This window comes from Paenibacillus sp. KS-LC4 (assembly GCF_036894955.1).
Classification (GTDB): Bacteria; Bacillota; Bacilli; order Paenibacillales; family Paenibacillaceae; genus Pristimantibacillus.
Map to the genome: position 1 here is coordinate 3,041,970 of NZ_CP145905.1, position 22,430 is coordinate 3,064,399.

Below are 22,430 nucleotides of genomic sequence, written 5' to 3' on the forward strand. Positions count from 1 at the left end.
AGAGGAGAATCGTGCAGAACAATATTTTTACATTTATCGTGAATCAGACGACAAGCGGCAACATCGACAAGGAAACGGCTGTTGAGATGATTGCCATGCTGAAGCAGGGCGGAGCAAAGGTGCAGGATGACATCGCCATAATCGGGATGTCTGCCAGGCTGCCGGGGGCCCAGAATATCCATGAATACTGGAGCAATATTGAAAATGGGATAGATACGGTCAAGCAAATTCCGCAAAACCGTAGAAATGACACCGACGACTATATCAAGTTCAAGCAGCTTGATCAGGATAAAATTATTTATCCAGAATATGGTTATTTAGAGGATATTGACGGCTTTGATTATGAGTTTTTCCGCATGTCGCCAAGGGAAGCAAGCTTAACGGATCCGCATCAGCGTATTTTTCTGGAGCAGGCGTGGAAAGCGATTGAGGATGCCGGCTACGGTGGCGATAGACTGACAGGCAGTAAAACGGGCGTTTATCTCGGCTATACGCAAAGCCCGAAGGATCTGTATTGCAAAATGATTATGGATATTGATCCGACCTTGATACCGATTGCAACAGTGGGAAATATGCAGGCGATGGCCGCGACCCGCATCTCCTATTTGTTGAATTTGAAAGGGCCTGCACTTGTGGTAGATACAGCTTGCTCGTCGGCATTAGTAGCCATTGAGCTTGCCTGCCAAGCCATCAAGACTGGGCAATGCGATCAAGCTATCGCCGGCGGCATTAAGCTGAATATTATTCCAGTCGATGATGAAAACATTCGCATCGGCATTGAATCGGGCGATTGGAGAACCCGGGCATTTGATGATACGGCCGATGGCTCGGGCGTTGGCGAAGGTGCAGGCGCATTGCTGCTTAAGCCTCTCAAGAAGGCGCTTAAGGACGGAGATCATATTTATGCCGTCATTAAAGGCAACGCTGCCAATCATGATGGTCAGACAGCAGGCATAACCGTGCCGAATCCGGCATCACAAACCTCGGTCATCCAGCAGGCGTGGGAAGAATCGGGCATCGACCCGGAGACGCTTGATTATATTGAAACACATGGAACAGGCACGATACTTGGTGATCCGATTGAAATTAGAGGCATTGAAGGCGCCTTTAAAAAATATACGAATAAGAAGCAGTTTTGCGCAATCAGCTCCGTCAAGACAAATATTGGACATTTAAGCGAGGCTGCTGGCATCGCGAGTATTGTTAAAATGGCGTTGTCGCTGAAATATAAGAAGCTGCCGCCAACGATCTATTTTCAAAAGCCGCATTCCTCTATCGCCTTCACGGATTCCCCTTTGTATGTCAATACGAAGCTTCGTGATTGGGAAACGGACGGGCATCCAAGACGAGGCGGGGTTAGCGGATTTGGCATGAGCGGCACAAACTGCCATCTCGTGCTGGAGGAGGCGCCGGAGCAAGCGAATGCAGAGCCTTCGACTGCGGGGCCAGAGGTGTTTACGCTCTCGGCAAGAAGCAGCAAGGCGCTACGGGAACTGCTCCAGCTATACGATGAATACTTGCAGCAAAGTGAAGGCAATACACCGCTTTCCAATATATGCTACACAGCCAATACGGGTCGCAGTTCCTTCGCATACCGCCTTGCGCTGATGGCTGCTGATTTGGAAGATTTGCATGAAAAAATCCGTGCTTGCTTGGAAGCGGATCTGGAATCTTTTTCGGCTCCATGGGCCTTCTATGGCTTCCACCCTGTAACCCGTGCCAACGCAGCGCCGAAGCCGGGTGAAATTGATGAGCAGGAGAAGCGCCGTCTTGGCGGGGAGGCAGCGCAGCATTTAGAGAGCTGGCTTGCATCTGGAAAATTGGATGAGCAGTCGCTTCACGCGCTTTGCTCCACTTATGCAAGCGGCGGCGATGTCAACTGGACCGAGCTGTATGAGGGAGAACGGAGACTGCGCGTGAGCCTGCCAACCTATGCGCTGCAAAATGCGCGCTGCTGGCTGGAGTTTCCCGAGCTGGAAGCGTCAGAGGAAACGAAGGAAGAGGGTCTTTACTTCGAGCCTGTATGGACCGCAGAGAAGCGTTCTGCCAAAGCCGGAGAAGCTTTGAACGGTGCTGTCCTGCTCCTTGGTGGATTAGATGACAGCAAGCAACTGGCTGAAGCCCTGGAGGCAGCGTATGCAGGACATCAGAGGGATACGATTAAGGTTTCACTAGGCGAGGAATACATCCAGCATCATTCTGGTGCTTATACCATTCGCAATACGCAAGGCGATTATATTAGGCTTTTTGAAGACATTGGAGCGGGGACACTCCAGCAAATTGTCCACATGCTCCATTTGGATAGCAGCGGGCCAATCGAAAGCGTAGAGCAGCTGGGTGAGAGTCAAAAACGCGGACTATACAGCCTTTTCTATCTATATAAGGCTTGGTTGCAGACGAGCGGAAAGCAGCAGCTTGATGTTGTTCTCCTAACAGACAGCGCCCAAGAAGTGAGCGGTGCGGAGATGCTCATTCGTCCGGAGCAAGCGACCGCTATTGGCTTCGGCAAGGTTGTGAGCAAGGAGCATCCGCAGTTCAACGTTCGCAGCATTGATCGGGATCAGGAAACAGATGCGGGGCAGCTGAAGGAAGAGATTATGCTTGGCGCAGGTTCGTCGCCCTATGCTGTCGCTTTCCGCGCAGGCGGCCGCTACATCGAGCAATTTGCACAAATGGAGCTTGATCGCATCGCCGATGAGCCTGTAGCGATTAAGGAGCAGGGCGTTTATCTCATTACGGGGGGAACCGGAGGAATCGGGCTTGAGGTTGCCAAGTCGCTAGCCGCACGTGCAGCCTCTGTCAATCTGGTTCTCGTAAACCGGTCGGCGATGCCTGACCGGGAGCAATGGGATGCGATTGCTCAAACAGGGACGGATCTGCCGTCGATTCACAAAATTAACGCCATTCGCGAGTTGGAAGCAGCTGGAGCACAGATAAAGCTGTGTCAGGCAGACATTTCCGATGAGTCGGAGCTTAGAGCGGTGCTTTCGGAAGTCCGCAGCGAGTATGGAAAAATTGATGGTATCGTTCACGGCGCTGGCGTCGCCATAGACCAGCTGCTGAAGGATAAGCAGGAAAACGTCATACGAGAGGTGCTTCTGCCTAAAGTGAATGGAACGTGGCTGCTTCATAAATGGACGGAGGAGGATCAGCTTGATTTCTTCGTCATGTTCTCATCCGTGGCAACCATTTATTACGGCTCGACCCAAAGCGATTATGTAGCGGCTAACGCTTATATGGATTCATTTGCTCATTATCGCAGCAAGCAGGGCAAGAAATCGCTGACGATTAACTGGACAACCTGGAAGGAAACCGGAATGGCGAAAAATAGCGGCGTTGCGGTAAGCACCATATTCCAGACGCTGCCAACATCGAGCGGTATTGAAGGGTTTACTGCCCTGCTGAATAAGCAAAGCCGCAGAGCGCTAATCGGCAGCTTCAACTACGACCGGCTTGGCATTTTATTGCTTGAGAAAGCGACGGTAAGACTATCCGAGCCGCTGCAGCGCAGACTGGATTATTATAAGCAGCAGCTTGCAAGCTCAGACTCCAGCGCGAGCAAGGCTGTGAAGCCGAGGGCGGCGGCAAAGAGCGGCGAGGTACAGCTGACTGGCCGTGACGGTGCAGCCTATAACGAAACGGAGAAGACGATTGCCGCAGTTTGCCAAAATGCGCTCGGTTATGCCGAAATCGACATTAACGACAACTTTTTCGAGCTTGGTGCCGACTCGATATTGCTGATGCGTATCCATGCTGAGCTGGATAAGCGTTATACAGGCATTTTAACGGTTGCAGATATGTTTGAGCATTCGACAATTTCCAAGCTTGCAGAATATATCGTCGAACAGGATGCGGAGAGCAGCGTGCCACAGCAGACGATTGCCGCGCGTGAAGCCTTGTCAACGGATAGCGATATTGCCGTAATCGGCATGTCGTTCCAGTTCCCTAAGGCGAGCACGAACGAGGAGTTCTGGGGGGCGCTGCAAGCTGGCGTCGATAACGGCAGCGGCTATCCGGATGTACGAAGAAAGGATATGGAAAAATACGTTGCCTTCAAGGGCTGGCCGCTCAATGCGGTCGACTACGAGCAAGGCAGTTATTTGGACGAAATAGACAAATTCGACTATCGCTTTTTCCGAATGTCACCGAAGGAAGCGAGCACGACTGATCCGAACCATCGTCTGTTTTTGCAGACGGCTTGGCATGCCATTGAAGATGCGGGCTACGGAGGCAAAAAGATTTATGGCACAAAAACCGGGGTTTATCTCGGCTTTGCTTCCAATATGGTCTATTTCCATCGCTTCATTAGCGAGGTTGAGCCGCAGTCGGAAGGTGCCTCGTTAGTCGGCAATACCGCTTCTGTAGCAACAGGCCGCGTATCCTATCTGTTTGATCTGAAGGGCCCGAGCGTCGTTATTGATACAGCCTGTTCGTCCTCCCTGACCTCCGTGCATTTAGCCTGCAAATCAATACGCATGGGCGACTGCGAAATGGCGATTGCCGGCGGGGTACGGCTGAATATGATGCCTATTTTCCGCAAAGGCTCGCCAAGAGGCATCGGCATGGAATCGGGAGACGGCAAAACAAGGGCGTTTGACGAGCTCTCTGAAGGCACGGGAACAGGCGAAGGGGTAGGAGCGATTTTGCTCAAGCCGCTGCAGAAGGCGATTGAGGACAGAGATAATATTTATGCTGTCATCAAGGGAAGCGCATCGAATCAGGATGGAAGCTCCGCTGGCTTGACCGCACCTAACCCGGCTGCTCAGGAGGAAGTCATTATTCAGGCATGGGAAGACGCCGCTATTGATCCTGAGACGATTACGTACATTGAAACGCACGGAACGGGCACCCAATTGGGAGATCCGATTGAAATTCAAGGTATTGGGCGCGCATTTAAACGCTATACCCAGAAGAAGCAATTTTGTGCGGTCGGTTCATCCAAAACGAATTTAACGCATTTATCGGAGGCAGCGGGCATTGCGGGCGTCATTAAAGCGGTGTTGACGCTCAAAAACAAGGAGCTGCCGCCAAACCTTTATTTTAACCGCCCGAACCGCAAAATCGACTTTATGAACTCACCCGTATACGTCAATGCAACCCGTAAATTATGGGAGACGGAAGGCCATCCGCGCAGATGCGGTGTGAGCGGCTTCGGCATGAGCGGAACGAACTGCCATGTCGTTATGGAAGAGTATTTGGGTGCTGAAAACTTGCATCTGCAAGGCGAAGAGGGGCTCAGCCTCCGTCCGCAGCTGTTTACACTTTCCGCTATGACGGAAGCAGCGCTTCGGCGGATGGTCAGCCAGTATAAATCGCAGCGTTTTGGAGACGGCTCTGCTGCTGCCTTCCGCAATGCTTGTTATACGGCTAACACTGGGCGCGGCCACTATGCGTACAGACTTGTTCTTATTGTGAACGATGCGGACGATTTCAACCAGAAGCTTAATGAGGTGGACGAATACGGATTCGACAACCTAAAACAGCCTTGGTTGTACTATGGCTACCACAAAATCGTCTCGGAAACGAAAGCGAAAAAATCCGAGGGCGAAATTTCGGAAAGCCAGCGGATCAGCATGACGAAGCAGTTCGGTCAATTAGTCGACGATTATGTAGATGGGGAGCGCCTGGATACTAGCATTTTGTCGCACATTTGCGAGCTTTATGTTCAAGGTGTAGAAACCGATTGGGAATCCTTCTATTTCGGTGAAGAGCTGCACCGTGTCAGCCTCCCAACCTATCCGTTCGAGCGTGAACGCTGCTGGGTCGAAATTCCCGAATACGAGCAAGCTGTGACGGAAGTAACGGCTGGCGGCTTGTATTATGGAGGCCAGTGGGTAAGGCAGGAGCAGCTAATGGCCGAGCAGACTTCTCAGGCTGGACCTGTTCTCATCTTTATGGACGAGAAGGGCATAGGACAAGCGCTAGCTGAAGAGTGGAACCGTATGGGAACCGAGACCGTTCAAGTTTATTTGCGAAAGCAGTATGCCAAGCTGGAGGATGGCAGCTATCACGTAAGGGGTACGGTGGAAGATTATGTGAAGCTGCTAAGGGATTATAAGGGCAGAACCTGGAGCAAAATGATCCACCTGTTCAGCATCGTGCCGGAAGGCATGGCGTTAGACTGGAACGGCTTTAATGAGACGCAGTATAGAGGCGTCTACAGCCTGTTTTACCTATCCAAAGCGGTAGCTCAGGTGGGATTAAGCGCTGTAACCGATACGGTTATTATATCGGATCATGTAGATGTTGTAAGCGGCCGCGAATCCCGTGTCAATCCATGGAATGCACCGCTTCTGGCACTTGGAAAATCCGCAAGGCAAGAGCTGCCAAGCATGCTGTGCCGCGCTATTGATATTGATGAAGCGACGAGCTTAGAGACGCTCATGCGCGAAATATTGGCAGCACCGTCGTATTATATGATCGCTTTCCGCGACAATGAGCGGTATGCCGAAATTTTCAAAGAATACCGAATACAAGAAGCAAGCGAGCAGCCGATCGAAGTTAAGGAGGAAGGGATATATCTCATTACGGGCGGCACAGGCGGCATGGGAATCGAGACGGCCAAATATTTGGCAGATAGAAAGAAAGTCAACATTGCGCTCATTAACCGTACGCCTTTGCCAGATAAAGGGACATGGGATGATATTATCGACCGCAACAGCAGAACCGATCGGAAGGCTATCCAGCGAATGAAAGCCGTTCGCGAGATTGAGGCAATGGGTGCTCATGTCGAATGCTACAGTCTCGATATCGCCAATTCGCAACAAATGGAAGAGCTGATTAGCGGGCTGCGAGAGCGTTATGGACGCATAAACGGTATTGTGCATGGCGCTGGTGTAGGCGGCGATGGCTTCCTCTATTTGAAGGAAGAGCAGGTGTTCAACGAGGTTGTTCATCCGAAGGTGTTTGGGACATGGCTTCTCGACAAGCTGACCGAGCAGGATCGACCAGATTTCTTCCTGATGTTCTCCTCCATGAGCTCTCGCTTTGCAGTGCCAGGGCAGGGAGATTATTGTGCAGCTAATACGTTCTTGGATGCGTTTGCCAAATACAAAACGTTGAACCAGCAAAAAGCGCTGTCCATCAACTGGGTTGCCTGGAAGGAAACCGGCATGGCGGTAGAGTTTGGCGTAAATGCAGACGGAGCCTTCAAGGCGCTGCCTACAGCAGTGGCCATGCGAGGACTGGACGAAGCTTTGAACCGGAGCGTATCAAACGTTCTTATCGGGGAGCTCAACTATGGCTCGGATCTGCTGTGGGAGCTTGGTCTCGTTCCGCAGCTGCTGGATGCGCCGATAGACGCTGCTATAACGGGGTCCCAGAAGCGCTGGGAGGCAAGGCAGCTGGCTTCGCAAAGACGTTTCGAGGGAGAAATCAAGCTTACGGGAAAAGACGGGGAATACACCGATCTGGAAACGAAGCTGGCTGAAATTTACTGCGAGGTACTTGGGTTTAATGAAATTGATATGGACGATAATTTCTTCGAGCTTGGCGGCGACTCGATTTTACTTGGCAGAGTTCACGCTTCTTTGGAAAAGCATTATCCAGGCAAGGTTAGATTGCTGGATTTGTTTGAATACACCTCCGTCAGCAAGCTGCAGCAGTACATGCGGGAGGAGGAAGAGGAGCAGGATGCAGAAGCTCTGGAGCAGCTCGCGTACGACCGCGAGATGTCGCAAGTATTGCAGCAGGTAAGTGCAGGCGCCAGCCTGGAGGAGGATACAAAGCGGCTGTTGGAGGAGTTGGGTCAGGGCACGCTTTCCATTGAACAGGCGATTGACCAGTTGACGAAAACCGGTCAAGACAGTAATGAAGCAAGGAAAAAGTAATTGGCGCAGCAACTTTGGACGCCCGGAGGGTAAAAGGCTATGGAAAAGCTGTACCACTATATTCTCAAGAGAGCTACCGAAGGAAAAATCGAAAAAGAAGATGCGATTCGCATGGTCACACTGCTCAGACAGGCACAAGCAGAGCAAGAGGATAACCGCAAGGAGGACATCGCCATTATCGGGATGGCCTCCCATATAGCGGGAACCGACTCCTCAGATGAGTTCTGGCGGCAAATCGCCTCTGGCGTTGATTTAGTCGGTGCTTTTCCGCAAGAGAGAAGCGCAGACATTGACGGCTATTTGACTAACATGCTGGATGAAATGGGCTGGGAATTAAAATATTCCCCTGGTGCCTATATGCACGATATCGCTTCCTTCGATTATGGCTTTTTCCGCATTACGCCGAATGAGGCTGCACTGATGGATCCTTCCCAGCGTGTATTTTTGCAAACGGCCTGGGAAGCCATTGAGGATGCGGGTTATGGCGGGAATAAGCTTGTTGGAAGCCATACAGGCGTATACGTGGGCTATTCCAGCAGCTCAAGCTATCATTCCATGATACTGGAAACCGAGCCGGAATCAGCGGCAACCGCATTGACAGGCAATATTGCCGCCATGCTTCCGACGAGAATTTCCTACATGCTTGATTTGAAGGGGCCGACGCTTATTTTGGATACGGCCTGCTCCTCCTCATCGGTTGCCATTCATCTAGCGAGCAAGGCCATTCATAATGGCGACTGCAAAATGGCGATTGCGGGCGGCATCAGGCTCAATCTTCTGCCTATCGACAACTCCGGCCTGAAGCTGGGGGTTGAGGCGGCGGATGGACGGACGCGGACGTTTGACGCAGAAGCCGAGGGTGCTGGCTGGGGAGAAGGCAGTGCGGCTGTTCTGTTAAAGCCGCTAAGCCAGGCTGTAAAGGATGGGGACCGGATTTATGCGGTGATTAAAGGCAGCGCCATTAATCAGGATGGCACTTCAATCGGTATAACCGCTCCCAATTCGGCCGCCCAAGCCGAGGTTCTGCTTAAAGCGTGGAAGGACGCTGGCATTGATCCCGAGACGCTTTCCTATATTGAAGTGCATGGCACTGCTACGAGACTAGGCGATCCGCTCGAAATTGAAGGGCTGTATAGAGCCTTCAAGAAGCATACGAGCCGGAAGCAGTTTTGCGCAGTCAGCACGGTTAAGACGAACGTGGGCCACTTGTACGAATGCGCCGGCATTGCCGGCGTTATCAAGGGCGCTATGTCGTTAAAGCATCGCAAAATACCGGCTACAGCCCATTTCAACCGTCCGAATGGGGCGATTAGCTTTAGTGATTCACCTGTCTACGTCAACACCCAATTGCGGGAGTGGGAAGCTGCCGGGCATCCGCGCAGATGCGGCATCAGCGCCTTTGGCCTGAGCGGAACCAATTGCCATATCGTTCTGGAGGAGTATGTTCCACCTCAGCAGCCGGAGCAGGCCGAGGATGACTACGCTGGCATGCCCCATGTCCTTGCGATATCGGCCAAAAGCATGGCGCCGCTGCTTGGAATTGTATCTCGCTACGAGCAGTACTTAAACCGCGAGGCACATATCCCGCTTCGGGATTTATGCTATACGGCTAGCACCGGCAGAGGTCATTATGCGCACCGGATTGCCATCATTTTCGAGAATGCCGCTGACTTAAGGCGCAAAATAGCTTTTATGGCGAGTAATCCCCTTGAAGAAAGCATTCATAATGATATGCAGTACGGCAAACATAAGGTCGTCTCGGGAAATAAGCAGGTGTTGGCTGAAAATGAAATTAAGAAGCCGCAGCATGCGGAGCTGACACGCACCGCCTCCGAGAAGGTTCGGCAATTCATTGACACGGGCAAAGCGGATAAGCAGCTGCTTCAAGATATTGGCAGCCTGTATGTCCGCGGTGCGGATGTCCATTGGGAGGAGCTGTATCAGGGGGAGACCCGCCGCAAAACGTATGCGCCGACCTACGCCTTTGAGAAGCAGCGCTGCTGGCTAGAGCTGAATATGCCGCAGCGAAGCGGCAAAGACGAGGCTGAAGATACGCTGCTCTACGCCATGCAGTGGCGCAAGTGCAGCAGAGCTCCCGTGCCTTCCGGCATTGAAGGAGCCGCCGTCCTATTTATGGATCGGACGGGAGTCGGACAGTCAATAGCAGCCTCTTTGCGGGAAAGCGGCAGGCTGGTTATCGAGGTGGAGCTTGCGGAGGATGACGTACCGTTTGGCTGCATAGCGAACCCAAGCGCCGAAGGCTACCGAATTGACGGAACAAAGGCAAGCTATGTTCAGCTTATGCAGGCATTGAAGAATGAGCCGTTTGGCCAAATCATTCACCTGTTGGCGCTGAACACACAGGACGTCAGCGATACGCTGGAGGTGCTGAAGCGGCGGCAGACAAATGGTGCCTATAGCCTGTTTTATTTGACAAAAGCGCTGGCGCAGGCGGAAATCCAGCAGCCCATTGCGCTGCATATCCTCACTCGCCATGCTGTAGAGGCTACAGGTGCTGAGCAGCTGCTAATACCCGATCATGCTCCTATATACGGCATGGGCAAGGTTATAGCGAAGGAGCTGCCCGGCGTTGCCTGTAAATTTATTGATATAGAGGAATCGCCAGTGCACGAGCAGCTTATGAGGGAGCTTCAGGCGATTGACGTGTACGGAGTTGCGCTTCGAAATGGCGACAGGTACACCGAAATATTTGCCGAGCTGCCAGGCGAGCAGCTAGAAACTAGCCAAGGCTTGAGCTTACAGGAGCAAGGCGTATACCTGATTACCGGCGGACTGGGCGGCATTGGGCTGGAAATGGCGAGATGGTTCGCAGCTCAGAGCAAGGTCAATTTAGCTTTAATCAGTCGAACTCCGCTGCCGCCGCGCGCGGAATGGCAGGCTGTTCTTGAGGGCAGCAGCGCTTCGGACAAGCTGAGAAAGCGGCTTCTTACGGTGAAGGAGCTGGAGCTGCTGGGAGCGACGGTAGAATGCATCAGTGCCGATGCAGCCGATTATGGCGCTATGGAGCAGGTTATCGCTGATTTGAAAAGCAGGTATGGGCAAATACGGGGTATTGTGCACGGTGCAGGCGTATCAAACGATGGACCGCTTGCCGACAGAGGCGAGGATATGTTCGAGGCGATCTATGCACCGAAGGTGTATGGTACATGGGTGCTTGATAAGCTGACACAAGACCAGCAGTTAGATTTTTTCATCATGTTCTCGTCGGTCGCGACCCTATTCAGCGCCTTTGGGCAAGGGGATTATGCGGCGGCTAACGCCTACTTGGATGCTTATGCGCCCTATCGTCAAAAAAGAGGCGGACGTACGATTACGATAAACTGGACGACTTGGAAGGAAACCGGAATGGCCTTTGACGGCGGACACGTATTCGATACGATCTTTAAGACGCTGTCGACCAAGCAAGGGCTTGAAGGTTTTGAAAAACTGCTGAAGAGCAGTGTGAGCAGAGCGCTAGTTGGGCAAATCCACTATGACGGGGCAGGAGCAATGCTGCTTGAGCGCTCCGGAGTAGCTTGCTCCGATTCAATTAGGAAGCGAATTGCGGCGAAGAAGGACAGCAAACGCAAGCCAAGCGCCCGCGGTGGACAAAAGAAGGAACGCAGTGCGGACGGTGTCGTCCTGCTTGGCCGGGAGGCTGGCAGCTACTCGGAGCTCGAGCAGAAGCTTGCCCTATGCTGCAAGCTTGTCCTCGGCTATGAGGAGATTGACATCTATGACAACTTCTTTGAAATGGGCGCGGATTCACTCGTATTAATGAAGCTTCAGGGCGAGATCGAGACGCACACGTTCGAATCGGTGGCCATCAGCGATTTGTTCGAGCATACGACCATCGTTCAACTGGCGGAGCACCTGCAAAAGCAAACCGCCAGCCGTGGACCTGTCCGCTCCGGCCAGTATCCCCCAATGCAGAAGGCGGAGGCAAAGCCGTATTACCCAGCTTCACACGCCCAGAAGCGCATGTTCCTTGGCTTTAAACGGGAACCGCAGCTGACAAGCGCCAATCAGTTTAGAGTTTCAGTGCTGAACATCCGGGTGGAGCCTGAGCGTATGGAGCTGGCTGTACGCCGCATAATTGACAGGCATGAGGTGCTGCGAACAGCTGTTACAAGCATGGAAGGGGAAATTGTCCAAATGATTAGTGGACAAGTCCCATTTGATATGGGGTATTGGGAAGCGGGAGAGGACGAGGCTAAAGAAATTATTAATCGGTTTAAGCAGCCGTTTAATTTGAATGAACCGCCGTTTTTCCGGCTGGGCCTTGTGAAGGTAGAGGAGGCAAAATATTACCTGCTGTACGATGCCCACCACATTATTACGGATGGCATATCAATGGAAATATTTATGCGGGAGCTTGTTCAGCTGTACAAGGGCGAAACGCCGCCTGCCTTGCCTTATCAATACAAGGACTATGTGGAGTGGCAGCTTGCCTTCGCGCAGACGGAGCAAATGAAGCGCCAGCAGCATTACTGGGAAGAGGTGTTTGCGGGAGAAATCCCCGTGCTGCGGCTGCCGACAGATCAGCCGAGACCCGAGCATTTTGTTTTTGAAGGCGGTTTAGTGATAAGCGCAGCTGACCGCGAGCTGACGGAGAAGCTGAAACAGCTGGCAAGCTTATCAGGAACGACGATGTATATGCTGCTGCTCGCCGCTTATGCCGTGCTGCTGTCCAAATATTCTGCGCAAGACGACCTTGTCATCGGATCACCGGTTACAGGACGGCCTAAGCGGGAAATGGACAAAATGCTCGGTATGTTTATCAATATGCTGGCGATGCGGGTTAGTCCCCGTAAGGAGCTGACTTTCTTGAGCTGCCTGGAGCAGATTAAAGCAAGCGCTATACAGGCTTTCGACAATCAGGATTACCCGCTGGACGAGCTCATTCAGCAGTTGAACGTGAAGAGAATCGCGAACCGCCATCCACTGTTCGATACGGTGTTTATTTATCAAAATGTGGCTGTTGATGAAAGAGCGATTGGTCATTCTGTTGATGAGATATACAATCTGACCGATTATGAACTGACGCTGGAGGCGATGGAGCAGGGCGGAATGCTTCGACTTCGGCTGGAGTACAATTCGCGCCTTTATTATATGCAAACAGCGGAGCGGATGTTGGAGGATTACATGAGCATTCTTGATGTAATCGCTACAAATCCTAATATCCTTTTGCAAAATATTGACCTGTCCAGCAGTAAAACCGATGTGCCTTTATACGAGGATGATGAGGAAATCTCCTTTAATTTATAGGCGCCTGTGCCATCAACCATGTAGAAAAGAAGGGAGGGAATGAATATGGATTCCTATTCGGAAAATATGCTGCTCACGAGTGGCAAGTGGCAGGAGGAACGGGAGTATTGGCTTAGCAAGCTCGATCCTTCAGCTGAGCCGACCGCCTTTGAGGGCGATTTGAAAGATGCCAGCTTGCGTCAGGGAGCGGTCGATTTGATCAAGGCCCCGATTCCACCTGCTTTGACTGAAAGGCTGCTGTCCGTTTGCAGGAACTCCCAGCAAAGCCTGTATGCGTTTTTGCTGTCAGGTGCGCTCTATATGCTTCATCGCTATACAGGTGAGCAGATCGTGACCGCCGGAATGCCATCTGGACAACAAACGGCAGAAAGCACCGCTCCCAATCGGTTGATCGCCCTGCAGGTTTCTATTGATGAAGCATTGTCCTTTAAGGAATATTTACAGCGAGTTGGCCAAACGGTACAGGAGGCGAGGAAGTACAAGCACATTCCTTTTCCTGCTATCATCAGGCTGCTGAAGCAGGACTCCGAAGCCGTTGTCCCTGCTTTTAAGACGGTCGTTGCGCTAAATACGCTGCATGCACCTATATACATGCAGGACTCGAAAGCATCGGTTACCTTTTATTTCATAAATGAAGGCAATCGCCTTCAATTGGAGCTGCTTTATGAACGCTCCATGTATTCGCAGCGATACATGGAACGGCTTTTCAACCACTTTGTGAGCTTTCTCGGCGAGGTGCTTCACAGTACCGATAGGCTGCTGAACCAGATCAGCATGCTTTCACAGGAGGAAAGGGACGCGCTTAATCGGTTTAATTTGGCTGCTGTTCCTTATCCAAAGGATAAAACGGTACATGAGCTGTTTGACAGTCAAGCCATGCGTACGGCTGATTGGGCCGCCCTGCGTTTTGACGGGAAGGAGCTTTCTTACGGGGAGCTGAAAGAACGATCAGATCGGCTAGCTTGCCTGCTTCGCAGCAAGGGGATTGGCAGGCAGCGGGTTGCCGCTGTCATGACGAATCGCTCTTTGGAAATGATGGTGGCTATTTTGGCAGTGCTTAAGGCTGGGGGGGCCTATCTGCCCATTGACCCGTCTTATCCGCCGGATCGGATTAAGCATATGCTTGCCGACAGCGGTGCGGGCGTACTGCTTACACAGGATGGACTAATCAACCATGTTGATTTTCAAGGGGAAACCGTAAATCTTGACGATAGACGGGTATATGGACAATTCGATTCTCTGCTGTCTAATGTGAACGACCCGGAGGATGCCGCTTACTTAATTTATACATCGGGGTCAACGGGCCTGCCGAAAGGTGTGCTGGTTCCACACAGGGCAGTCGTTAATTTTATTACTGGCATTACAACCCGAATTCCTGCCTTCACCGAAGGGAAAATAATGGCTGCCGTTACAACGCTTTGCTTCGATATATTCGTGCTGGAGACGCTTCTGCCGTTGACGCAAGGCTTGGTTGTCGTCATTGCGGGCGAAGAGGAGCAGCAAAGCCCGGCCTTGCTCCAGCGGTGGCTGACGCATAATCGGATCGAGCTGCTGCAGGCGACGCCTTCCCGAATTCAGCTGCTGCTGAACGAGAACGGGGCGAAAGCAGGCATGGAGCAAATAACGACGCTTATGGTAGGCGGGGAAGCTTTCCCCGATGAGCTGCTTCACCAGCTTCGAGAAAGGTGCAGAGGGGCAAGCATTTACAATATGTACGGTCCAACTGAGACGACGGTGTGGTCTTCTGTCAAGGATGTGACGAGTGCGAGCAGCATAACGCTGGGGGCGCCTATCGCCAATACGCAAATGTACATTGTTGATTCGCTCCTGCGTTTGCTGCCGGAAGGCGTGGCTGGGGAGCTGTGCATCGCCGGAGACGGCGTAGCTATCGGCTACTGGAACCGGGACGAGCTGACTGCCGATAGATTCGTTCCATGTCCTTATGGAAGCGGAAGCGGCGGGAAAATGTACCGAACAGGCGATCTGGCAAGGCGGCTGCCTGACGGGGACATTGAATTTCTGGGACGCATGGATCATCAGGTGAAAATCAGAGGCTTTAGAGTCGAGCTGGGCGAGATAGAGTCTGCACTTTTGAGCATAGAGCAGATTAAGGCCGCCGTTTGCATGGCGCAGGAGGACAGCACGGGGAGCCCGATTCTTTGCGCCTACTACGTATCCTCGGCCGTTTTGCTAGCGGATGTCATAAGAAGCGCAATAGCTTCCCGGCTTCCTGATTATATGCTGCCCTCGTTCTATATTCCGCTGAGTGAGCTTCCGTATACGCCCAACGGAAAAATAGACCGAAAGCAGCTGCCCAGCCCTTATGAAGCGGTCAGTGGATTTTTCATCGGCGAGCCGCCGGCAGATGAGCAGGAGGAGAAGCTGCTGTTCATTTGGAAGGCTGTGCTGGAGCTGGAGACGATTGGCGTAACCGACGATTTCTTTAATGTCGGCGGACATTCGCTCAGAGCATTGAAGCTGGAGGTCGAGCTGGAGAAGGCGGGATTATCCTTTGAAAGCGAGGATATTTACCGTTATCCGACAATTAGGGGCTTCCTGAGGAGGATGAACGGTGAAGCGGCAGCGCCTTTTGCACAAAGGAGCCCAGCGGCAGCTGGTGCCTTCGCTAGCGCAGCAATGATGACGCTGAGGGATGCTGAGCGTATACAACCGTTTAACGATTTATTTTACAAGGAATGCTTCTATCACTCGCTGTTTCCGATTATATCCTACTACAAGCAAAGTCTATTGCCTATTCTCGCTAATGATACGGTCATCTATCGTTATGATGAGGACACGGTTCACTTTCAGGTAGATTATGCAGCGACAACACCATTAGAGCAGCTGTTGCTTGGAATGGGCATTCAGATGGAGACGAGAGAGGTCGGCCATTTTGTAATTGAGGAGCTTAAACGAGCGGTGCTAAGCCATAAGCCGGTCATTGTGCGAATTGACTGCTACTACGCCTCAGACCGGAAGGAAACGTACCAAAAGCGGCATTGGCCGCATTCCTGGCTCGTATTCGGCTTTGATGACAGCACGCAGATGTTCGGCGTTATTGAGCATGATCATATTGAAAGGCTGACCTATGATAAGAGATGGGTGAGCTACGAGGATACGCTGCAAGGGCATCTTGGTTTTCTGGAGCATTTTGGCAGCGAAACGTCTGTTTATTATGAATGTTCAGCTGTCACGCCTAATGCCCCAGTGTCTACAGCTGATAGCTTGCTAGAAACGACTGCTTCCGCCGCTGCACAGAGGCAGCAGCTTCTGGATGGCAGCCTGTATGCGCTGTGGAGATTTCTGGAAAAGGTTAAGCAAGCTTTGCAGGCTGGACAGCTGATTAAAGATTATGGCGAAAGCTTGCTTGATACGCTTAATCAAATCGTAAATGCCAAGCTTGTGGATCAATATCGCTATGAGCAACTAGCCGGTAGGTATTTGGGGCTTCAGAGCGCCGTTGTGAATAGTTTGGAGGCTTGGAAGCAAATCCGCTCCCTAGTGGCCAAAGCGGTTTTTTCCGCCAAATTAAGCGCAAAGGCTGCGGTTGAACTGAACGTGCAGCTCGACGAGGCACTTGCTCTGGAGCGGGAATACGCGGCAAAGCTCATACTCATGCATCCCCAGACCCTTGAGCTGGAAGGCAGTCAATCGACTTACTAGGCAGCCGCTTGCTAGCAAGCGGACTTCTATAAGCGGAAGCGGGCCTATTAAAATCTAATGAAGAAAGAAGTGGAGATCGCTGTGAAAATTGGGGTAATCGGAGCAGGTGTAATGGGAAGAGGGGTTGCCCAAGCACTCGCCCAAGCAGGCTTAGCGGTTGTATTGGTCGATATTGAGCAAGCGAAGCTTGAACAAGCTAGGGAGGAAATTGTCACTCAGCTGCGGTTTCGCGGGCTGTTCGGCTCCTCAGGAAACTTGGAGCCAGCGGATTCAATTATGGACCGCATCGCATTTACGACGGAGCATCATAGCCTCAGCGATGTCCGCTTTGTGATTGAGAATGCTACGGAAAATTGGGATGTCAAAAGCGGCATTTACGAGCTTATTGATGGCATTTGCCAGCCAGAATGCATTTTTATGATTAATACGTCCTGTATCTCCATTACAAAGCTGGCAGCTGTTACGAAGCGTGCACCGCAAGTGATCGGCACTCATTTTATGAATCCGGTGCCTAGCAAGAAAACGGTTGAGGTCATTCGCGGCTTTCATACCTCTGAGGAATGTATCCGTGCGGTGGACGAACTTATGGGCGCTATGGGCAAGGAAATGATCGTTGTTAACGACTATCCGGGCTTTGTATCCAATCGGATTTCCCATTTGTTTATGAACGAGGCTGCTTATGTCGTGCAGGATCAGGTAGCTTCAGCGGAGGAAGTCGATGAAATTTTCAAAAAATGCTACGGACATGCGATGGGTCCGCTCGAAACGGCTGACTTGATCGGCCTGGACACGGTCGTGCATTCGTTGAATGTGCTTTATGAAAGCTATCAGGACTCGAAGTTCCGCTGCTGTCCCCTGCTTAAGAAAATGGTCGATGCGGGGCTGCATGGCCGCAAAAGCGGTCAAGGCTTTTATACGTATTAATGCGTGGTCATCAATAGATTTAATAATAGCTTCACCCAAATCGAGATGAGGAGAGTGTCAATAATGGAAGAACAGAAAGTGAAAATTAAAAAGTTTTTATCGAGGTTTTTTCGCAAGCATGAGCTAGGTGATGATGAGGATATTTTCGCGCTAGGATTTGTCAATTCACTGTTCGCGATGCAACTGGTTATGTTTCTGGAGAAGGAGTTTGCGCTAACGATTGATAGCCGTGACATGGATTTGGACAACTTCCGCACCATTAATCGGATGGTCAATCTGATTCAAGAGAAAGCAGCGGTCGATCAGCAGTCTTCACAAGTTTCGGGAGGTTAAGGATGAAAATTGAACTGACTGAGGTACAGGAAAATTGGCAAAATGAGTTCAGTGCATTTGTTGATAACGAAATCCTGCCGCTAGCTGATCTAAATGACCGTGAGGAGCGTATCCATCCGGATATGCTCCGGAAAATGGCAGAAGTCGGCTATCTGGGCTCCATGCTGCCTAAAAAATACGGCGGTATGGAGCTGGACAACGTGACCCTGGGCATTCTCAACGAAGAGGTGGGGCGCGGCTGCTCCTCGGCAAGAAGTCTGCTGACCGTTCACGGCATGGTATCCCTTGCGATTTTGCGTTGGGGAACGGAGCAGCAGAAGAGCGAGTGGCTTCCCAAGCTGGCAATGGGCAGCGCTTTGGCGGCATTTGGCCTAACGGAGCCGAATGCTGGCAGCGATGCCAAGAGCATTGCAACAACGGCAGAGCTAGACGGGAATGAATATGTATTAAATGGCCGTAAAAAATGGATTACGATCGCTCAAATTGCTGACCTGTTTCTCATCTTTGCCAAATGCGAGGGCCAGCCAGCGGCATTTCTCGTAGAGCGGGAGCGGCTCGGGGTAACGGTCTTGCCTATGTCCGGCCTGCTTGGTGCAAGAGGCTCCATGATAGCCGAAGTTGTGCTTTCGGATTGCCGAATTCCGCAACAAAATTTGCTGGGCAAGCTCGGCATGGGACTGACGCATATTGCGCTGCCTTGTCTGGATTACGGCAGATATACAATAGCCTGCGGCTGCGTTGGTTTGGCGCAGGCCTGCCTAGAGGCTTCTTTAGAATACGGCAGCACGAGAGTCCAATTTGGGCGGCCGCTCCAGGATAATCAACTGATTCAGAAGATGATTGCTGAAATGGCCGTACAGGCGAAGGCGGCTAGAATGCTGTGCTATAAAGTTGGATATTTACGCGATAGCGGCGATCCCGACAGCATTATGGAGACGTGGACGGCCAAATATTTTGCATCGACTATGCTGACCAAAATTACGAACGATGCAGTACAAATACATGGAGCTAACGGCTGCCATAGCGGATACCCGGTGGAACGCTATTTCCGTGATGCCAAAATTAATGAAATCATCGAGGGAACGTCGCAGATGCATGAAATGCTAATTGCTGAGCAGCAGTTCGTGACTAACCGCCGAGCAGGGCGGACTATGGCTCAAACAGCCAATTCCTAAGGAGATGATTGCCTGTGGCGTACAATGTTGAGGAGAAGAAGGATACCGCAAAGCGTAAAATTAAATGTGTCGTGTGGGATTTGGACCATACGATTTGGAACGGTATTTTAATGGAGGATACGACGGTTGAGCTGCGAAGCGATATTGTGAACGTCATTAAAACACTAGATGAGCGGGGCATTCTGCAGTCGATTGCCAGCCGTAATGAGCATGATGTGGCGATGGGAAAAATGAGAGAGCTCGGGATTGAGCAATATTTCATCTATCCGCAAATCAGCTGGAACCGCAAATCAGCTGCGATCCAGACGATTGTCGAATCCATTAATATCGGAATGGATACGATTGCTTTTATCGACGACCAGCCGTTTGAGCGGGAAGAGGTCAGCTTCAACCATCCTGACGTCCTGTGCATAGATGCTGCCGAGATAGAAGGACTGCTTGAGAGGCCAGAATTTAACCCAACCTTTATTACGGAGGACTCCCGGAACCGCAGGAGCCTCTATATGAGCGATATCGTACGCAATGAGGTTGAATCCAGCTTCGATGGCTCGCAGGAGGAGTTTCTCGCCTCACTGGGTATGGTGTTTACGGTTTCTTCGGTTGAGGGAGACGATTTGAAGCGGGCGGAGGAGCTAACGGTAAGAACGCATCAGCTGAATGCAACCGGCTACACCTACTCCTATGAGGAATTGGATGAATTCCGTCATTCACCGGATCACAAGCTGCTTATATCCGAATTGGAGGATAAATACGGCACGTACGGCAAAATCGGTTTAACGCTGCTTGAATGCAAGGACAACATTTGGACGCTGAAGCTGTTGTTAATGTCATGCCGTGTTATGTCTAGAGGAGTAGGCAGTGTTATGCTGCAATACGTCGCCAAGATGGCGCATGATGCGGGGGCTGTACTACGAGCCGAGTTCGTGCCTACTGACCGTAATCGCATGATGCTGCTTACGTATAAATTTGCCGGCTTCAAGGAAGTGGAGGAGCAGAACGGCGTGCTTATTTTCGAGCATGATGCCGCTCATTTGCAAAGTGCTCCAGACTATCTCACCTTAATCAGCCGTGTTTAATGAATGGATGAATAAATAAGATAGGTTCACGATGAACATCGGCTAGAGCGTTTAGCTGAAGCAGGATAGCAGGTTGAATTGTCGTGCATGCCTGTTTGCTGGAAAAAATACGGCTAATATGATATTGGAGGAAGTAATCATGGAAAAAATGGCATTTTTGTTCCCAGGTCAAGGCTCTCACTTTGTCGGCATGTCGAAAGGTCTTTATGATCAATATACGATTGTGAAGCAAACGTTTGAGGAAGCAAACGACGTGCTTGGCTACGATTTGGCTAAGCTCTGCTTTGAAGGCTCGCTTGCTGAGCTGTCCAAAGCAAAAAATGCCCAGCCAGCCATTCTCGTATCAAGCGTAGCCAGCTTCCGTGTTTATATGCAGGAGATCGGTATTGTACCGCAATTTCTTGCCGGACACAGCTTGGGTGAATATGCCGCATTTACTTGCGCGGGAGCGATTCGTTTTGCTGATGCGGTAAAGCTGCTGCATGAACGGGGAAAACTGACCGACGAGGTTGCAGCAAGCGATGTTGGGGCGATGTCTATTATTGATGGTGTCGAGCGCAAGGTGGTTGTGGATGAATGCAAAGCGATGGAGCTGGAGGGCCGTCAGGTTTGGGTATCCTGCTATAATACGCCGAATCAAACTGCGATTTCCGGGGAAAGCGACGCCGTTATGGAGCTGGAGGACAGGCTCGCGAATCATGGCGGACTGGCAACGCCGCTGCTTGCCAGCGCTCCGTTCCACTGCAGCTTTATGCAGCCGATGGCCGACCAATTATTGGACAAATTGTCGGAGCTGGAATACGGCTTCTTCAAATATCCGGTCATTACGAACCGCAATGCCGAGCCGATGGCGCATTCGGAGAAAGTGGCGCAAAATCTTGCGCAGCATATAACTAGCCCGGTACAATGGGAGCGTACGATGCAATATTTTAAACATAAAGGCGTTACGCTTACGGTCGAAATGGGACCTAAAAACGTTTTGACCAATATGGTGAAGGCGAATGTGGATGGTATTGAAGCGCTTTGCTATGGCACGAAGGAGGATCGCAAAAAAATCGAGCAAATTTTAGCAGCTTATCCAGGCCTCAGAAAACATATTCCAACTATTATTACGCGCAGCTTAGCGGTGGCAGTAGCTACCCTCAACCAAAACTGGGATAATGAGGAGTATCAGGAGAAGGTTGTGAAGTCGTATCGCAAAATACAGGAGATTCAGGATCGTCTTGAGGAGACCGGGGAGAAGCCAACCTTGGAACAAATGAGAACATCGCTCGATTTGCTGAAAATCATTTTGGATACGAAGAAGGTTTCAGTAGAAGAGCAGACTCGCTGGCTCCATCAAATTATTGACGAGACGGGCATGTATTATGAATTAAACGACTATCTTGCTCCTTCGCGTCTAGCAGAAAAAATTTCCCAATAGGAGCTTACCGATGATAGAGGTTTATATGCTGCGGCTGGACGAGAGGAAAGCTGCGGCGCTGCATGAAGTTATGTTGAAGTACGTTTCACCAAGCAAGCGGGAAGCGGCCGGGCGATTCCGCCGGCCGATTGATGCCTATCGTTCAGTGACAGGCGAGATTTTGGCAAGACTAGCTATTACCAAACGATGCAAGCTATCAAATGCCGAGCTTTCTTTTTACAAAAATGAGTATGGCAAGCCGTTGCTGGATCATTCCTCCATCGACTTTCATTTCAATGTGTCACATTCCGGTGACTGGGTAGTTTGCGCCTTTGGCGACTGCCCGGTTGGAATTGACGTTGAGCTCATGAAGCAACAGGACTTGTCCATTGCCGAGCGGTTCTTCGCTCCGGTTGAATATAACAGGCTGATGAGTTTGGCTGCCAGCCGTCAGCTCACGTATTTTTACCAGCTGTGGACGTTGAAGGAAAGCTATATTAAGGCAGTGGGCAAAGGCATGTCGATCCCGCTTGATTCATTTTCTTTCTTCATTAAGGAGGACGGTGAAATAGAGGCAAGCCTTGAAAAAGGGGCAGCTGCTGCTTATTTTATGCAAACCTTTGCAGATGAAGCGCATGCGATGGCACTGTGTACCTACGAGGAGACGGTGCCCATTTATAAGCAGTTGGATTACGAGGAGCTGGAAAGTCTGCTTTCTACGCTTTACGTAGCAGCTAGCTGCTGAGAGCATTATAACCTT

At 51.1% G+C, this 22,430-nt stretch carries 9 protein-coding genes; all 9 read left to right on the top strand.

Translation table 11 applies throughout. The features are described from left to right. The first annotated feature begins 11 nt into the window (after window positions 1–11). Complete coding sequence (locus tag V5J77_RS12955) at window positions 12–7,829, top strand: SDR family NAD(P)-dependent oxidoreductase (protein ID WP_338556400.1); 7,818 nt, start codon at window positions 12–14, stop codon at window positions 7,827–7,829. Between the two features lie 39 nt (window positions 7,830–7,868). Next, window positions 7,869–13,097 carry an SDR family NAD(P)-dependent oxidoreductase gene (locus tag V5J77_RS12960; protein ID WP_338556402.1) on the top strand — a complete coding sequence of 1,743 codons (5,229 nt, stop codon included), beginning with the start codon at window positions 7,869–7,871 and terminating at the stop codon, window positions 13,095–13,097. Window positions 13,098–13,142: 45 nt separating this feature from the next. Further along, window positions 13,143–16,760, top strand: a complete 3,618-nt coding sequence (locus V5J77_RS12965) for a non-ribosomal peptide synthetase (RefSeq protein ID WP_338556404.1) — start codon at window positions 13,143–13,145, stop codon at window positions 16,758–16,760. 57 nt (window positions 16,761–16,817) lie between these two features. After that, window positions 16,818–17,684 (top strand): 3-hydroxyacyl-CoA dehydrogenase NAD-binding domain-containing protein, encoded by an 867-nt coding sequence (locus V5J77_RS12970; RefSeq protein ID WP_338556406.1) that lies wholly within the window; start codon window positions 16,818–16,820, stop codon window positions 17,682–17,684. 63 nt (window positions 17,685–17,747) lie between these two features. Then, on the top strand, window positions 17,748–18,017 hold the full coding sequence (locus V5J77_RS12975; RefSeq protein ID WP_338556408.1) for an acyl carrier protein: 270 nt from the start codon (window positions 17,748–17,750) through the stop codon (window positions 18,015–18,017). A gap of 2 nt (window positions 18,018–18,019) precedes the next feature. Continuing rightward, window positions 18,020–19,192 carry an acyl-CoA dehydrogenase family protein gene (locus V5J77_RS12980; RefSeq protein WP_338556410.1) on the top strand — a complete coding sequence of 391 codons (1,173 nt, stop codon included), beginning with the start codon at window positions 18,020–18,022 and terminating at the stop codon, window positions 19,190–19,192. Window positions 19,193–19,206: 14 nt separating this feature from the next. Continuing rightward, the gene (locus V5J77_RS12985) at window positions 19,207–20,268 is read left to right on the top strand and encodes an HAD-IIIC family phosphatase (RefSeq protein ID WP_338556411.1); all 1,062 of its coding nucleotides are present in this window, start codon (window positions 19,207–19,209) and stop codon (window positions 20,266–20,268) included. A 139-nt stretch (window positions 20,269–20,407) separates the two neighbouring features. Further along, window positions 20,408–21,691 carry an ACP S-malonyltransferase gene (gene fabD, locus V5J77_RS12990; RefSeq protein WP_338556413.1) on the top strand — a complete coding sequence of 428 codons (1,284 nt, stop codon included), beginning with the start codon at window positions 20,408–20,410 and terminating at the stop codon, window positions 21,689–21,691. A gap of 10 nt (window positions 21,692–21,701) precedes the next feature. Further along, a complete protein-coding gene (locus tag V5J77_RS12995; RefSeq protein ID WP_338556415.1) occupies window positions 21,702–22,415 on the top strand; it encodes a 4'-phosphopantetheinyl transferase superfamily protein in 714 nt (237 codons plus the stop codon). Window positions 22,416–22,430: the final 15 nt, after the last annotated feature.

Bases quoted from the DNA above. Each gene is read 5' to 3' on its own strand.
- V5J77_RS12970 (WP_338556406.1), top strand. From the start codon at position 16,818: ATGAAGAAAGAAGTGGAGATCGCTGTGAAAATTGGGGTAATCGGAGCA.
- V5J77_RS12980 (WP_338556410.1), top strand. From the start codon at position 18,020: ATGAAAATTGAACTGACTGAGGTACAGGAAAATTGGCAAAATGAGTTC.
- fabD (WP_338556413.1), top strand. From the start codon at position 20,408: ATGGAAAAAATGGCATTTTTGTTCCCAGGTCAAGGCTCTCACTTTGTC.
- V5J77_RS12965 (WP_338556404.1), top strand. From the start codon at position 13,143: ATGGATTCCTATTCGGAAAATATGCTGCTCACGAGTGGCAAGTGGCAG.
- V5J77_RS12995 (WP_338556415.1), top strand. From the start codon at position 21,702: ATGATAGAGGTTTATATGCTGCGGCTGGACGAGAGGAAAGCTGCGGCG.
- V5J77_RS12960 (WP_338556402.1), top strand. From the start codon at position 7,869: ATGGAAAAGCTGTACCACTATATTCTCAAGAGAGCTACCGAAGGAAAA.
- V5J77_RS12975 (WP_338556408.1), top strand. From the start codon at position 17,748: ATGGAAGAACAGAAAGTGAAAATTAAAAAGTTTTTATCGAGGTTTTTT.